Source organism: Pseudarthrobacter siccitolerans (genome assembly GCF_001046895.1).
GTDB classification, from domain to species: domain Bacteria; phylum Actinomycetota; class Actinomycetes; order Actinomycetales; family Micrococcaceae; genus Arthrobacter; species Arthrobacter siccitolerans.
In genome coordinates, this window is sequence record NZ_CAQI01000046.1 from 102,739 (window position 1) to 116,936 (window position 14,198).

Annotated in this window: 12 protein-coding genes; 3 read left to right on the forward strand and 9 right to left on the reverse strand. The window is 66.5% G+C overall.

Features of this window, described 5'->3' with window-relative positions; genetic code table 11:
- Positions 1 to 55: 55 nt before the first annotated feature.
- Both ARTSIC4J27_RS13810 and ARTSIC4J27_RS13815 read left to right on the forward strand, forming a co-directional pair.
- Positions 56 to 694 (forward strand): VOC family protein, encoded by a 639-nt coding sequence (locus ARTSIC4J27_RS13810; RefSeq protein ID WP_050055771.1) that lies wholly within the window; start codon positions 56 to 58, stop codon positions 692 to 694.
- 378 nt (positions 695 to 1,072) lie between these two features.
- Entirely contained in the window at positions 1,073 to 2,665 is a 1,593-nt protein-coding gene (locus ARTSIC4J27_RS13815; RefSeq protein WP_050055772.1) for an HNH endonuclease signature motif containing protein, read from the forward strand.
- A 219-nt stretch (positions 2,666 to 2,884) separates the two neighbouring features.
- Here the strand turns inward: ARTSIC4J27_RS13815 and ARTSIC4J27_RS13820 are convergent, their stop codons facing one another.
- The 6 genes from ARTSIC4J27_RS13820 to tdh all read right to left on the reverse strand — a co-directional run bounded on the left by ARTSIC4J27_RS13820 (position 2,885) and on the right by tdh (position 9,317).
- Complete coding sequence (locus tag ARTSIC4J27_RS13820) at positions 2,885 to 3,664, reverse strand: CPBP family intramembrane glutamic endopeptidase (RefSeq protein ID WP_050055773.1); 780 nt, start codon at positions 3,662 to 3,664, stop codon at positions 2,885 to 2,887.
- Positions 3,665 to 3,786: 122 nt separating this feature from the next.
- Complete coding sequence (locus ARTSIC4J27_RS13825; protein WP_050055774.1) at positions 3,787 to 4,575, reverse strand: DeoR/GlpR family DNA-binding transcription regulator; 789 nt, start codon at positions 4,573 to 4,575, stop codon at positions 3,787 to 3,789.
- A 97-nt stretch (positions 4,576 to 4,672) separates the two neighbouring features.
- Positions 4,673 to 5,884 (reverse strand): imidazolonepropionase, encoded by a 1,212-nt coding sequence (gene hutI, locus ARTSIC4J27_RS13830; protein WP_050055775.1) that lies wholly within the window; start codon positions 5,882 to 5,884, stop codon positions 4,673 to 4,675.
- 12 nt (positions 5,885 to 5,896) lie between these two features.
- Positions 5,897 to 7,012: an NAD(P)/FAD-dependent oxidoreductase gene (locus ARTSIC4J27_RS13835; protein ID WP_050055776.1), complete on the reverse strand. Its 1,116-nt coding sequence runs from the start codon at positions 7,010 to 7,012 to the stop codon at positions 5,897 to 5,899.
- 53 nt (positions 7,013 to 7,065) lie between these two features.
- The gene (locus ARTSIC4J27_RS13840) at positions 7,066 to 8,262 is read right to left on the reverse strand and encodes a glycine C-acetyltransferase (protein WP_050055777.1); all 1,197 of its coding nucleotides are present in this window, start codon (positions 8,260 to 8,262) and stop codon (positions 7,066 to 7,068) included.
- A gap of 8 nt (positions 8,263 to 8,270) precedes the next feature.
- Positions 8,271 to 9,317: an L-threonine 3-dehydrogenase gene (gene tdh / locus ARTSIC4J27_RS13845; RefSeq protein ID WP_050055778.1), complete on the reverse strand. Its 1,047-nt coding sequence runs from the start codon at positions 9,315 to 9,317 to the stop codon at positions 8,271 to 8,273.
- A gap of 144 nt (positions 9,318 to 9,461) precedes the next feature.
- Here tdh and ARTSIC4J27_RS13850 point away from each other — a divergent pair, with 144 nt between their 5' ends.
- Positions 9,462 to 10,373 (forward strand): LysR family transcriptional regulator, encoded by a 912-nt coding sequence (locus ARTSIC4J27_RS13850; RefSeq protein ID WP_050055779.1) that lies wholly within the window; start codon positions 9,462 to 9,464, stop codon positions 10,371 to 10,373.
- Between the two features lie 26 nt (positions 10,374 to 10,399).
- Here the strand turns inward: ARTSIC4J27_RS13850 and ARTSIC4J27_RS13855 are convergent, their stop codons facing one another.
- The 3 genes from ARTSIC4J27_RS13855 to gatA form a co-directional block, all read right to left on the reverse strand.
- Positions 10,400 to 10,933 (reverse strand): DUF5666 domain-containing protein, encoded by a 534-nt coding sequence (locus ARTSIC4J27_RS13855; RefSeq protein WP_050055955.1) that lies wholly within the window; start codon positions 10,931 to 10,933, stop codon positions 10,400 to 10,402.
- Positions 10,934 to 11,133: 200 nt separating this feature from the next.
- Entirely contained in the window at positions 11,134 to 12,642 is a 1,509-nt protein-coding gene (gatB, locus tag ARTSIC4J27_RS13860) for an Asp-tRNA(Asn)/Glu-tRNA(Gln) amidotransferase subunit GatB (RefSeq protein WP_050055780.1), read from the reverse strand.
- Positions 12,642 to 14,198 carry an Asp-tRNA(Asn)/Glu-tRNA(Gln) amidotransferase subunit GatA gene (gene gatA, locus ARTSIC4J27_RS13865; protein WP_050055781.1) on the reverse strand — a complete coding sequence of 519 codons (1,557 nt, stop codon included), beginning with the start codon at positions 14,196 to 14,198 and terminating at the stop codon, positions 12,642 to 12,644. The genes gatB and gatA overlap by 1 nt, the downstream gene beginning before the upstream one ends.

The window sequence follows — 14,198 nt, forward strand, 5'->3', positions numbered from 1 at the left end:
CCCAGTAAGGCTACCCTTAGCTGAGAGCCCGATCACAAAGTGCCAAGATGATGGCATGCGCATGGATCACGTCTCTTACGCCTGTGAACACGATGGCCTGGCGGCCACCACCGAACGTATTTCCTCTGCCCTCGGCGTTGAGGCAGTGAAGGGCGGGGTACACCCGCGGTTCGGTACCCGAAACATGATTATCCCGCTCGCGGGCCACAAGTACCTCGAGGTCGTGGAGGTCCTGGACCACCCCGCTTCGGACAAGGCCCCCTTCGGACAGGCCGTGCGTGCCCGGTCCGCGGCGGGCGGCGGCTGGATGGGCTGGTGCGTCGAAGTGGACGACCTCGCCCCGTTTGAAGAGCGGCTCGGACGCTCTGCAGTGAACGGCAACCGCAAGTTTCCGGACGGCCGTGAACTCGTCTGGAAGCAGATCGGCATCCTCGGCCTGATCGCCGACCCCCAGGTTCCCTACATGCTCAAGTGGGAGGGTGATCCTTCCCTGCACCCGTCCAATGCCTACGAGAGCAACGTGAAGATGAGCTGCCTCACCATCGCAGGCTCGGCAGCACGGGTCACCGAATGGCTGGGCGAGCCGGTGGAGAAGCCGCTTGAAGACGTGGCCGTTGAGTGGGTGGCACCGCATGGGACGCCCGGCATCCTGTCCGTCACTTTCGAAACCGCCACCGGAGCCGTCACCATCTGACGTTCCTTCCGCTGCCCGGGCCGCCGCGCCCGGGCATCGCAGTGGCGCGCCCGGGGTATTGCCTGGGCACCCTGTCCTCCCAAACTTCGGCCGCCATCAGCCGGTGACAACGGCGTCACCAGTTGATGGCGGCCGAATCCATGTCCCGGACCTGTCCGGGATTGAGGCTGGGCCGGCAGCCATATTCCCCGATCGTCTGAAGGATCCCGATTCCCGGGTTGAAGAGAAACCCACCACACCTCCCGCAGCTTTCCCCGCAACGCGCCATCACCTGGTGTCCTGGGCTTCCATCGAAAGCGTCAAAAAACGTTTGAAGAAATTTCCTGGGACAGCCTCTGAAGACCCTGATTTGTCAGACCCCCTCACGATGATTGGTTTATGGGGAAAGCGGCGGTGGTGAAGGCGTTTGAGGACATCAATGCTGCCCTTGCCGTGCTCAATGCCGAGGCGGAGGGCTGTGGGTTGGAGCCGTTCTCGGCTGCTGATCCGTTGGCCGGTTTGGGTGATGGGTGCCTGGACATCCTTGCCGGGGCGCGCACCGCTGAAGCCGGGTTCGCTGCTGTGAAGGCCCGCGCTGCCGTGACGTACGCGGACACTGCCCAGGCCATCGCTGGGCCGGACATGCCGGTGCAGGCGCTGGAGATGGCTGTCCCGGCGGAAATCGGCGCCCTCCTGGCCCTCGGGCCCCGGGCAGCGGGTGCGTTCCTGGCCGCCTCCCACACCGTGGCCAACGAGTTGCCGCTGACGTTGTCTGCCTTGCAGAAAGGGTCGATTACCTGGCCGCACGCCCTGGTCATGGTGGAGGAAACCGCCGGCCTTGACCCCGCCGGCGCTGCGGCACTGGAGGCCCACTTCCTGGACCCGGAGGTGCCCCGGCCGCCTACGGCCGCCCCGATCGGGGAATTACCCGCGTACAGGTTCCGTGCCAAGGCCAGGAACTGGCGGGAACGCCACCACCCGGAGAGCCTGGAGAAGCGCCACGCCAAATGCGCCGCGGACCGGCGGATGGAATACACCCCGGACCGCGACGGCATGGCCCGGGTTTCCCTCTACGTCCCTGCGGACCAGGCCTCAGCCATCTGGAACCGCACCACCGCCCTCGCCCGCGGCCTCCAAGGCCCCGACGAACCCCGCACCATGACACAACTCCGCCCCGACATCGCCGCCAGCCTCCTGCTCCGCGCCGGAACGGCACTTCACCCCGGCCCTGAAACCAGCACAGAACAAAGCAGCACAGGACAAAGCAGCGCGGGAAAGGCCGGCACAGGACAAAGCAGCTTGGGACAAAGCGGTCCGGCTGCAGGCAAGCCGGGTGAAACCTACGCGGGTGCCGCCTTAGGCAACGTCCCGGCACCCAGAGCGGATGTCCTCGTCACCGTGCCGGCCCTCTCCCTGATGGGCACGACCGATGAGCCAGCGATACTGGATGGCTACGGCCCGATCCCCGCGTCCATGGCCCGCAAACTCGTCGAAGGCGGCGCCACTTCGTTCTACCGGGTACTGGTGGACCCCAGGGACGGCGCGCCACTGGAAATCGGCCGCACCAGCTACCGGCTCACCAAAGCCATGAAAAAAGCACTGCAACTCAGGGACGGAAAATGCACCTTCCCCGGCTGCAACAACCCCTCCCTCGACAACGAAACAGACCACCTTCAAGCCTGGCAACACGGCGGCAACACCGGGATCAGCAACCTGGCCCAGCTCTGCCCAAAACACCACCGCCTCAAACATGCCACCAGTTGGACGCCCACACCGGCCACCCACAACGAACCACCGGGCTGGACCTCACCCACCGGCCGCCACTACAAAGCCGAACACCACGACTGGGAACCACCCCACTGGCCACAACAACTGAAGCCAGGACAACTGGGGCATGTCCGCCTCAATCCGTCCTGCCTGCCCCCGGACTTTGTCTACAGGTCCTCCCCCGGAGAAGACTTCATAGAGCGGTTCCTCCACGGCCGCTCTTAGCGAACCCGGAATCCAAGAGGGCCGCCCGGTGACCCGCAGATCACGCATTCCGGGCCTACCGGGCTGGACGGGTGGAGCAATCCGATATGGCTCAACTGTGGAAGAGCGAACCTTGCTTTGTCAGCTGGTCCGCTTCAGGCATAAGCGTGTGAGCTGGGCCGAGTCAACGGCGCTCCGTCAGCCTGGGCGCTTCAACCTTACCGTGTCAGCTTGACTGTCCTACCCGAGCCCGACCGCCCTGCCGAAGAGGCTGAATCCCACGAACGCCACGATGTCCAGCAGTGCGTGGGCGATCACCAGGGGCATCACCCGCCTGGTCCGGGTATACAGCCAGGCGAAGACGACGCCCATCACCACGTTCCCAATGAAGGGCCCGAATCCCTGGTACAGGTGGTAGCTGCCGCGCAACAGCGAGCTCACCACGATGGACACCGGCAGACTCCAGCCGAACTTTCCGAACCGGTCCATCAGATAGCCCACCACGATGACTTCCTCCACCACCCCATGACGGATCGCGGACAGGATGAGCACAGGCACAGTCCACCAGTAGGCGTCCAGCGCACTCGGGATGATGGCGGTGGTGATTCCCAGCGCCCTGCCCGCGGCATACAGGCCGAGGGACGGGATGCCAATCAGCGCAGCCAGTCCCAGCCCCTGAAGCAGGTCCCTGCCCGGATGGGCGAAATTGAACCCCAGCTTCCGGAAGGCCGAGCCCGAGTGGCCGCCGCCGGGACCAACGGCCTGCCGCTGGTCGGTGAGGAAGTAGATCACCAGCAGCACCGGCACCAGCGCAAAGATGATGTCCAACAGCTGGTAGGTCAGGTCGAAGTACTCACGGGTGCTCTGCGAACGGTTGAGGGTGGAGGTGCCTTCCACCAGCGGCGCCCGGGTCATTTTGTCCAGAAGCTGCACCACCGAGTACACGGCGGACTGCCCCAGGGACAGGCCTAAAACAATCCAGACTTCAATGCGCAGTCGACGACGGGAGGGAACCAGCATGTACCCATCTTGCCTTCAGTTTCTGGATCCGGGCTGATTGGCCTGCCACACCCCGCAGGTCGCGGACCACACCTCACCGGGGCGGCGAGGAATCAGCCCGCAGATCGGTTAAAGCTCAAGCGTCAGCTGCCGGCCACGATCACTTCGGTGCCGTTGGCCTCGAACGCGGCCTTATCCTGCGCCGAGATGCCCGAATCGGTGATCAGCCGGGTGAAGTTGTACCCGTCCATGGTGGCGAAGGCGCGCACCCCCACCTTGGACGAGTCCGCCAGCACGTACGAGACACGCGCCCTGCTGGCGAGCAGGGCGTTGACCGAGGCTTCGCCCTCCCCCGTGTTGGTCGGCCCCACATCGGGATCGATGCCGTTGACCCCGATAAAGGCGATGTCCAGCACCACTTTCTGCATAATGATGTCCGTGTAGGGGCCCACCAGCTCGTAGGACCGCGGGTTCAGGATCCCGCCCGTGACCATAACCTTGATGTTGGGCCGCACGGCCAACTGCCCGGCGATGTTGATGGCATTTGTCACCACCGTAAGGGTGGGCTGGTTGGACGGCGCATTCAGGTCCTCGCGGGTGGCCAGGATCTGCGCCAGCACAGTGCTGGTGGTGCCGCCGCAAAGGCCAATAACCGCGCCGGGGGCAATGAGGCCGGAAGCGGCCTGGGCGATCTGCTGCTTGGCCTCGGCGTGGTCGTCCCTGTTGTACCGGCCGGGCAGGTCGTAGGCAAGGGCGCCCGTTGTGGCTCCGCCCCGGGTCCTGGTGAGGAGCCGGCGCTTGGCCAGGCTGTCCAGGTCGCGCCGGGCAGTGGCAGGCGAGACGTGGAGGGTGCTGACGATCTCTTCGACCTCCACCTGGCCGGTTTTGGCGAGGAGGTCAAGGATTGCCGTCAGGCGGTCGGTGCGGGTCATGCAAAAGCCTCCAAGTACTCCCGCCACCAGCTTCGATGACGCTTTCTGATCATAACAGAAGCCAAATGATCATCTAACGTCACTTTGGCGGGAATGGTCAGCGCGCCCGGACCCCGGCCCGCCATACAGCGTACGTCAGGGGCATACCTGGACGGTAAGCCAAGTGAGTGGCGGACGGCGCATTGAGCAGGTGGAGGTCCGCCCGGTGTCCGACGGCGATGGAACCCACCGCCCGCTCCCCGTCGACGTCGTTCCCCTTGTCCTTGTGCAGCGCCAGGGCGCCGCCATACGTCGCTGCCCGGACCGCCTCGTGGACACTCAGGTGCGTCTGCAGCACCGCCGTCGTCACGCAAAAGGCCATGGAGCTCGTGTAGGACGTGCCCGGATTGCAGTTGGAAGCCAGCGCCACCTGGACTCCGGCGTCGAGGAGTTCCCGCGCCGGGGCCAGCGGCATACGGGTCGAAAGGTCGCAGGCAGGCAGGCAGGTGGCCACCGTGCCGCGGGCACCGGTTCCGGTGGCGGCATCCCAGCCGGCCCAGGTTCCGGCCAGGGCATCCACATCCTTGTCCGCCAGAAAGTTCACGTGGTCCACGCTGGCAGCGTCGAACTCCACGGCGAGCTGGACACCGGGGCCCTCGCCCAGCTGGTTGCCGTGGACCCGCAGTCCCAGTCCGGCGTCACGGCAGGCCACCAGGACCCGGCGGGACTGCTCGGCGTCGAAGGCCCCTTCCTCGCAGAAGACGTCGGCCCATTGCGCGTAGGGACGGACGGCGGCAAGCATGGGGCCGCACACGAGGTCCGTGTAGTCGTCCGGGTCCTGCCCGGCGGGGACCAGGTGCGCGCCGAGGTAGGTCACCTGGTCTGCAACAGTGGAGGCGATGCGGGCGCTCCGGGCCTCATGCTCGACGTCCAGGCCGTAGCCGGTTTTCGTCTCGATGTAGGTGGTCCCCTGCGACACCGCTTCGGCCACCCGGCCAAGAGCCAGCCGCGTGAGATCGAAATCGGACGTGGCGCGCGTGGCCTTCATGGTCACCGCTATGCCGCCGGCGGAATAGGACTCCCCTGCCATCCGCGCCTCGAATTCGGCCGTCCGGTCACCGGCGAACAGCAGGTGGGTGTGGGAGTCCACCCAGCCGGGGAGCATGGCGCGGCCGCCGGCGTCGACGGCGTCATCCGCAGCGGGAGCATCAGCTGCAGCCCCGATCCAGGAAATCCGCTCACCCTCGACCACCACGGCGGCATCTTTGAGGACCCGGTGTTCCAGGTCCTGGGTCATCAGCTCGGCGATATTGGTGATCAAGGTACTCATACGGACCATTCTTCAGCGCCGGACGGACCAGCGGGTGGCCGCGAGCGCCTGCGCTGTCCGGGATACCGGACCCGTGTCCGCCGCCTCAGGTGAGGCCTGCTGGCCGGCCAGAATCTGGGTTGCCGCCAGTTCCGCCATCGCCGCTGAGGTCTGGAAGCCATAGCCGCCCTGGCCGGCAAGCCAGTAGAAGCCCGGCGCTTCGGCGTCGAACCCGGCTACTGGGACGCCATCGGCGGCTTCTGTCCGCAGTCCCGTCCAGGCCGTGCGGACCCCCGCGATGCCCAAGGTTGTCACCTTGTTCAGCGTGGCAACGAGCCGCTCCACGTCCCCGGGCCGGGGCTTGGCGTCTTCGGGCCCGCTAGGCACCGACTCTGACGGCGAAATCAGCACGTCGCCACCTTCACGGCGGAAGTAGAACGAGTTGTCCGCTGCTGCCACCATCGGGCTGTGTTCCGGCAGGGGGCGTTCGACGGCGGCAATCGCCGCAGTGCGCCGGTAAGGCTGCAGCCCGAGCTTCTCCACGCCGCTGATGACAGCCAGTTCATCCGCCCAGGCGCCGGCGGCATTCACCAGCACACCGGCTTCGAAAGCTTCCATGCCGGCCCCCACCTGCCAGCCGGAACCCACGCGCTGCGCGGAGTGGACCCTGGCGCCGGTGATGATGTCCACGCCGGCGGCGAGCGCGCGCTGGCGGTGATCCTCCAGCAGCAGCGGTGCGTTGCAGCCGAAGGAGCCGGTGTCCAGGCCGGCCGCGGTGAAGGTTCCGGGAACGAGGGCCGGGCAAAGCTCCAGCGCTTCGGCTGGGGTAATGGACCGCATGTGGCCGCTGGCTTCGGCTGCCACCGCGTGCTCCGAACCGATCAGCATAAAGCTGCGCGGCGTGAGCACCGGCTCGGGCAACTCAGCGTCGCGGGCGGCAATCAGCTCCAGTGTCCGGACGGTCAGTTCCTGGACCACGGGCGGGCCGTAGCTGGGAATGAGCTGCCGGGCGGAGCGGGAGGACGTGTGGTACGCCAGTTCCTGCTCCGCCTCCACCAGCGCCACGGCGCAGGTGCCCGCCAACGCGGACGCCAGGGACAAGCCGGCGATGCCGCCGCCGACTATGAGGACGTCGTAATGAGCTGCCATGCCTTCATCCTTGCAGAGTTATGCCGGGCTGTGACCGCCCGCAGGCTAAGCCCTCAGCCTGCCACTTCGGCTCGGCTGGCGACGAAGGCACTTACGCACGCTTCGACGTCGTCCGCTGAATGAGCCGCCGAAAGCTGCACCCGGATCCTTGCCGCTCCGCGCGGAACCACCGGGAAGCTGAAGGCGGTGACAAAGACGCCGTGCTGCAGCATTCGGTCCGCCACCTTTGCGGCCAGGACGGCGTCGCCGAACATCACCGGGACGATGGCGTGCTCGCCGGGCAGCAGGTCAAAGCCTTCCTCGGTCATGCGGCGGCGGAAAAATGCGGCATTCTCGAAGAGCTGGCGCCGGAGCTCCGCCGAGTTCTCCACCAGGTCAAGGGCTTTGATGGTGGCGGCCACGATAGCCGGGGCCAGCGAGTTTGAAAACAGGTAGGGACGGGCCTTTTGCCGCAGCATGGCCACCACTTCACTGCGGCCGGAGACGTATCCGCCCGAGGCGCCGCCCAGCGCCTTGCCGAACGTGCCGGTGTAGATGTCCACCCGCTGCGAAACACCGGCGTGCTCGGGCGTGCCGGCTCCGGTTGCCCCCATAAAACCCACGGCGTGCGAATCGTCCACCATCACCAGGGCGTCGTGTTTCTCGGCGAGGTCGCAGATGGCCTCCAGTGGCGCCAGGTACCCGTCCATCGAGAAAACGCCGTCGGTGACGATGATCTTGCGGCGGGCATCTTTTGCTTCCACCAGCTTTGACTCCAGGTCCGCCATGTCCTGGTTGGCGTACCGGTACCGCTGGGCCTTGCAGAGGCGGATGCCGTCGATGATGGAGGCATGATTCAGGGCGTCGGAGATGATGGCGTCCTCCGGGCCGAAGAGGGACTCGAAGACGCCGCCGTTCGCGTCAAAGCAGCTGGAGAACAGGATGGTGTCCTCCGTTCCCAGGAAACGGGAGACGCGGGCTTCGAGTTCCAGGTGCAGGTCCTGGGTGCCGCAGATGAAGCGCACGCTGGCCATCCCGAAGCCGCGTTCGTCCATGGCCTCCTTGGCTGCCTTGATGATGTCCGGGTGGTCAGCCAGGCCCAGGTAGTTGTTTGCGCAGAAGTTCAGCACGTCCGCGCCTGGCTGGCCCAGCGTGCCTGCGTTGATGTGGCTTGACTGGGGCGAGTTGATGCTGCGTTCGGTCTTGAAGAGTCCGGCGGTGCGGATCTCCTCCAGCTCGCTGCCCAGCTGGTCCTTGATCGAGGTGTACATGGTGTTCCTTAGAGTCGGGTCCAGTCGAGGACAACTTTTCCGCCGGCGCCGCTGCGGGCAAGCTCGAAGCCCTTTTCCCAGTCGGCGGCAGGGAGGGTATCAGTGACGACGGCGGAGATGCCGGCGTGAAGTACGGGGTTGGAGGACAGCATGGCGCTCATCGCGTACCAGGTCTCGTACATTTCGCGGCCGTAAATGCCCTTGAGCGTCAGCATGTGCGTGACCACCTTGCCCCAGTCAATGGTGATGTCCTGGCTGGGCAGCCCCAGCATCGCGATCCGGCCGCCGTGGTTCATGTTGTCAATCATCTCCGGCAGGGCTGTGGGGTGGCCGGACATCTCCATGCCGATATCGAATCCCTCCCGCATCCCCAGCTCCCGCTGGGCATCGCGGACCCTGGTGGTGGCGACGTTGATGGCCAGGTCTGCGCCCAGCCGGCGGGCCAGGTCCAGCCGGTGCGGGGACACGTCCGTGATGGCGATCTTGCGGGCCCCGGCGTGGCGGGCGACGGCGATGGCCATCAACCCGATGGGTCCGGCGCCGGTGATCAGCACGTCCTCGCCCACCAGCGGAAAACTCAGGGCGGTGTGCACCGCATTGCCGAAGGGGTCGAAGATGGCGCCCAGTTCCGGCGTCACCGAAGGATCGTGATGGACCCAGACGTTCGTTTCCGGGATCACCACATATTGGGCGAACGCACCGTCGCGCTGCACGCCCACGCTCACGGTATGGATGCACATTTGCCGCCGGCCCGCCCGGCAGTTCCGGCAGATTCCACAGACCACGTGGCCCTCGCCGGATACCCGGTCCCCCACCTTCACGTCGCGGACATCCTCGCCGGTTTCCACCACTTCACCGTAGAATTCATGGCCCGGGATGAGGGGGGCTTCAATGATCCCCTGCGCCCAGGCATCCCAGGACTGGATGTGAAGGTCGGTGCCGCAGATGCCCGTGGTCATCACCCGGATCTTCACGTCGGCGGGCCCGGCCTCCGGTTCGGAGCGGTCCACGAACTCGAAACCGGCCTGTGGGCCGGCCTTGTACAAAGCCTTCATCGGCTTCCTTACTCTTTGTCTGCGTCACATTCTGCGTCGTCGGCGGGGTGCTGACCTCCTCATTACAACGAGGAAGAAGCTTTAGCACAACCGCTAATTTCTCAATCAACGATGTAGCAAAAGCTAACGCATAGACTGAATCCCATGGAGATACACCAGCTCGAAATCCTGCGCGAACTCGGCGCCCTGGGCAGCGTCAAGGCGGTAGCGGACACGCTGATGGTCACGCCTTCCGCGGTGTCCCAGCAGCTGGCCCTGCTGCAGCGCACCGTGGACGTGCCGCTGACCCGCAAAGAGGGCCGGAACCTGGTGCTTACCGAGGCAGGCCAGGTGCTGGCGGACGCGGGAGCCGCCGTCGTCAACGCCATGGCGGACGCCCGCGGCGCCATCGGCAGTTATCACGGCGACGCGGCGGGCCGCGTCACGCTGTCCGGTTTCCACAGCGTGGGGCAGGCGGTCTTTGCGCCCCTGGCCAGGATCCTCGATGCTCCGGGACAGCCGCGGATCGAGTTGTCGGATGAGGACGTGGCGCAGCAGGACTTTCCCGCCCTGACAGCGCGCTACGACCTGGTCCTCGCGCACCGGATGGACCACAGCCCCCGCTGGCCTGCCGAACGGGTCACGGTGATACCGCTCGCCCACGAGCCTCTGGATGTCGCCTTGCCCGCCGGCCACCCTCTGGCGGGGAAGCCTGCCGTCACGGCGGACGACGTCGGCGGCGAGGCCTGGGTGACCAGCCACACCGGCTATTCCCCCGCCGATGTGCTGTCCGCCGTCGCGGCCGTTTCCAGCAGGGAGCTGAATATCGTCCACCGGATCAACGACTACTCCACGGCGGCTGCGCTGGTGGCAACCGGCGGGGTGGTGGGACTGCTGCCGAGGTACACCGCGGGCCCGGTGCTCAATCCCGATATTGTGCTGCGGCCGCTTGAGGGCATCAGCACCCGGCGCCGGATCGACCTGCTGGCCCGGCCGGAAAACCTGAAGCGGCGTTCGGTGATGGTTGTTTCCGAAGCGCTGCAGGCCATCATGGCAAGGTTGGTCGAGCAGGGCTGACCCGGCTGAATGGCGCCAGGTGCCAGTCACTTGGCCTTGTTATGTCCTTTGCCGTGCCCGTTGCCGCGGCCGAGCCCCAGCCCGGGGACGTCGCCTGCACCCTCGACGATCCGCTCCGCCGTTGCCTGGTCCCCGTTCTTCACCCCGGAAATCCGGACGGTGTCACCGGTGGCGATGTCCGCGATGGAGGACTTGACCTTTGTGTCGGCGCTGACAGCGTAAGTCTGCGAGTAACCGTCCTCGCTCTTGACCGTGATCGAGGTGCTGCTGACCGCCTCCGCCGTGCCGCGCTGCTCGAGGATGGTCTGGAAGGTGCCGTCCGCCTTCTTCACCACGCTTTCGCTGTGCAGCTGCTGGGGGCGCTGGGCCTTGTCCGGCTTGTTGTGCCCCGGCGCCTGACCTGATTTGCCCGGCGCAGACTGCGACTCGGAGGGCGAAGTCGACGGCGGGGCGGAGTCATCCGCTGCCCACGCAAACGCTGCCCCCGTCCCGGTCAGGGCGAGGGCCACCGCCCCGGCGAGCACGGCTTTGCGGATCTTCAACGGGTCCCGGACAGACATAAAACCTACCTCCCACAGCAACAGCAAGGCCCGATATTCCTGGATCCGGCGCCCTGGAGCTTCAGTGTAGGACCGGGGCGCACCGCTGCACACGAGTAGCCGGCGCCATGTGGGAAGCGAGTACTACTACTTAAACGAAAACCGGGCCGCGGGTAACGTCGTCAAAGCGACGATACCTGCGACCCAGTTGGGTGGGAGGGCTAGACAGTGACGCCCAGCTTCTCCAGGATCAGCTCACGGACCCGGCCGGCGTCGGCCTGGCCGCGGGTGGCCTTCATAACCCCACCCACGATGGCACCGATGGCCTGGACCTTGCCGCCGCGGATCTTGTCCGCCACGTCGGGCTGCGCGGCCAGGGCGGCATCGATGGCTTCGAGCAGGGGCCCGTCGTCGGAGACAACGGCCAGGCCGCGCTTGTCCACAATTTCAGCCGGCGTGCCTTCGCCTGCCAGGACGCCGTCCAGCACTTCAGAGGCCATCTTGTTGTTGATCTTGCCTTCCTCCACCATGCGGGCGAGCTCAACAATGGTGGCGGGCTGGACACCGAGCTGGCCGGGATCCACGTCGGCGTTCTTGGCGCGGCCCACGATTTCGCCCATCCACCACTTGCGGGCGACGGAAGCCGAAGCACCAGCGGCGATGGTTTCCTCGATCTCGTCCATCACGCCGGCGTTCACCACGTCCCGGAATTCCAGGTCGGAGTAGCCCCAGTCGGCCTGGAGGCGCTTGCGGCGTGCGGCGGGCGGCTCGGGCAGCGTGGCCCGGAGCTCCTCCACCCATTCACGCGACGGAACCACGGGAACCAGGTCCGGCTCCGGGAAGTAGCGGTAGTCGTCGGCGTCGGACTTGGCCCGGCCCGAGGTGGTGGTGCGGGTGTCCTCGTGCCAGTGGCGGGTCTCCTGGGTGACCGTTCCCCCACCGTCCAAAACGGCGGCGTGCCGCTGGATTTCGTAGCGGACGGCGTGTTCGACGGCGCGCAGCGAGTTCACGTTCTTAGTCTCGGACCGGATGCCGAACCGTTCGCGGCCGTGGGGACGGAGCGAGACGTTGGCGTCGCAGCGAACGTTGCCGCGCTCCATCTTTGCGTCGGAGACACCAAGGTTCTTGACGATTTCGCGGACGGCAGCCACGTAGGCCTTGGCCAGTTCAGGCGCGCGGGAACCGGCGCCCTCGATGGGCTTGGTGACGATCTCCACCAGCGGCACGCCGGCGCGGTTGTAGTCCACGAGCGAGAAGTCGGCGCCCTGGATGCGTCCGGTGGCGCCACCCATGTGGGTCAGCTTTCCGGCGTCCTCCTCCATATGCGCGCGCTCGATCTCCACCCGGAACACGGTGCCGTCGGACAGTTCGATGTCCAGGTAACCGTCGTAGGCAATGGGTTCGTCGTACTGGGACGTCTGGAAGTTCTTCGGGGTGTCCGGGTAGAAGTAGTTCTTCCGCGCGAAGCGGCAGGATTCGGCGATCTTGCAGTTCAGGGCCAGGCCGATCTTGATCGAGGACTCGATCGCGGCCTTGTTCACCACGGGCAGGACGCCGGGCATACCCAGGTCCACCTCGTTGACGTTGGTGTTGGGCTCGTCGCCGAAGACGTTCGGGGCGGAGGAGAACATCTTGGTCTTGGTGTTGAGCTCCACGTGGACCTCGAAACCCAGGACGGGATCGTACTTCTCCATGGCCTCTTCGAAGCTCAGGACTGCGTCGGTGTTCATTATTTTGCCTCCTTGGCTTCGACGAGCTCACCCAGTTCCGGGGCCTGCGCCAGCAGCGGGCCGCCCCACTTCGCCTCGAGCAGAGACTCCAGCACCGCGCCCACGCGGTACAGGCGGGCGTCCTCGCGGGCCGGGGCCAGCAGCTGGATGCCCACGGGGAGGCCGTCCTCGTCCGCAAGGCCGCCCGGCAGGGACAGCCCCGGAACGCCGGCCAGGTTGGCGGGGATGGTAGCGACGTCGTTCAGGTACATCGCCAGCGGATCGTCCAGCTTCTCGCCGAGGCGGAAGGCGGTGGTGGGGGCCGTGGGCGAAATCAGGACGTCCGCCACCGTGAAGGCAGCATCGAAGTCGCGCTGCACCAGGGTGCGGACCTTCTGTGCCGAGCCGTAGTAGGCGTCGTAGTAGCCGGCGGACAGGGCGTAGGTGCCCAGGATGATGCGGCGCTTGACTTCGTCGCCGAAGCCGGCGGCGCGCGTGGCACCCATGACGCGTTCGATGGTCATGGGGCCCTCTTCGGGGAGGACGCGCAGGCCGTAACGGACGCCGTCGAACTTGGCGAGGTTGGAGGACGCCTCGGAGGGCATGATCAGGTAGTAGGCGCCCAGCGCGTACTGGAAGTTGGGGCAGGAGACCTCAACGATCTCGGCGCCGGCTTCCTTGAGGAGTTCCAGGGCATCGTTGAAGCGGTTTTCGACGCCGGCCTGGTAGCCCTCACCGTGGAGCTCCTTGATGATGCCGATCCGCAAGCCCTCAACATTGCCGGTCTTCGCTGCGGCGACGAGGTCCGCCAGCGGGTCCGGCAGCGAGGTGGAGTCGCGGGGATCGTGCCCGCCGATGACCTGGTGCAGGAGCGCCGAGTCCAGGACGGTCCGCGAAACGGGGCCGATCTGGTCCAGCGAGGACGCCATGGCGATGGCTCCGTAGCGGGACACGCTGCCGTAGGTGGGCTTTACGCCCACGGTGCCGGTGACGGCGCCGGGCTGGCGGATGGACCCGCCGGTATCGGTGCCGAGGGCCAGCGGAGCTTCAAAGGCGGCGACGGCGGCCGCGGAACCGCCGCCGGAGCCGCCCGGAATCCGGTCCAGGTCCCACGGGTTGCGCGTGGGCCCGTAGGCGGAGTGTTCGGTGGAGGAGCCCATAGCGAACTCGTCCAGGTTGGTTTTGCCCAGGATGGGCATCCTGGCAGCGCGCAGGCGCTCCACCACCGTGGCGTCGTAGGGGCTGTGCCAGCCCTCGAGGATCTTCGACCCTGCCGTGGTGGGCTGGCCCACCGTGACAATGAGGTCCTTCACCGCGATGGGTACACCGGCCAGCACATGCAGCGCTTCGGCGTCGGCGCCGCCGGCGGCGCGGATGGCGTCCACCTCGGCGGCGACGGCGAGCGCTTCCTCGGCGTTGACGTGCAGGAAGGCGTTCACGCCGCGTTCGCCGCCGTCCACTGCGGCGATCCGGTCCAGGTAGGCCTGGGTGGCCTCGACTGAGGTTACCTCGCCGGCGGCCAGCTTTTCGGCCAGCGCAGCGGCGGAGAGGCGGATGAGTTCGTTGCTGTCAGTCAT

Excerpts from the sequence above, each read along its gene's own strand:
- ARTSIC4J27_RS13810 (WP_050055771.1), top strand. The coding sequence starts at position 56 with ATGCGCATGGATCACGTCTCTTACGCCTGTGAACACGATGGCCTGGCG.
- ARTSIC4J27_RS13815 (WP_050055772.1), top strand. The coding sequence starts at position 1,073 with ATGGGGAAAGCGGCGGTGGTGAAGGCGTTTGAGGACATCAATGCTGCC.
- ARTSIC4J27_RS13820 (WP_050055773.1), bottom strand. The coding sequence starts at position 3,664 with ATGCTGGTTCCCTCCCGTCGTCGACTGCGCATTGAAGTCTGGATTGTT.
- ARTSIC4J27_RS13825 (WP_050055774.1), bottom strand. The coding sequence starts at position 4,575 with ATGACCCGCACCGACCGCCTGACGGCAATCCTTGACCTCCTCGCCAAA.
- hutI (WP_050055775.1), bottom strand. The coding sequence starts at position 5,884 with ATGAGTACCTTGATCACCAATATCGCCGAGCTGATGACCCAGGACCTG.
- ARTSIC4J27_RS13835 (WP_050055776.1), bottom strand. The coding sequence starts at position 7,012 with ATGGCAGCTCATTACGACGTCCTCATAGTCGGCGGCGGCATCGCCGGC.
- ARTSIC4J27_RS13840 (WP_050055777.1), bottom strand. The coding sequence starts at position 8,262 with ATGTACACCTCGATCAAGGACCAGCTGGGCAGCGAGCTGGAGGAGATC.
- tdh (WP_050055778.1), bottom strand. The coding sequence starts at position 9,317 with ATGAAGGCTTTGTACAAGGCCGGCCCACAGGCCGGTTTCGAGTTCGTG.
- ARTSIC4J27_RS13850 (WP_050055779.1), top strand. The coding sequence starts at position 9,462 with ATGGAGATACACCAGCTCGAAATCCTGCGCGAACTCGGCGCCCTGGGC.
- ARTSIC4J27_RS13855 (WP_050055955.1), bottom strand. The coding sequence starts at position 10,933 with ATGTCTGTCCGGGACCCGTTGAAGATCCGCAAAGCCGTGCTCGCCGGG.
- gatB (WP_050055780.1), bottom strand. The coding sequence starts at position 12,642 with ATGAACACCGACGCAGTCCTGAGCTTCGAAGAGGCCATGGAGAAGTAC.
- gatA (WP_050055781.1), bottom strand. The coding sequence starts at position 14,198 with ATGACTGACAGCAACGAACTCATCCGCCTCTCCGCCGCTGCGCTGGCC.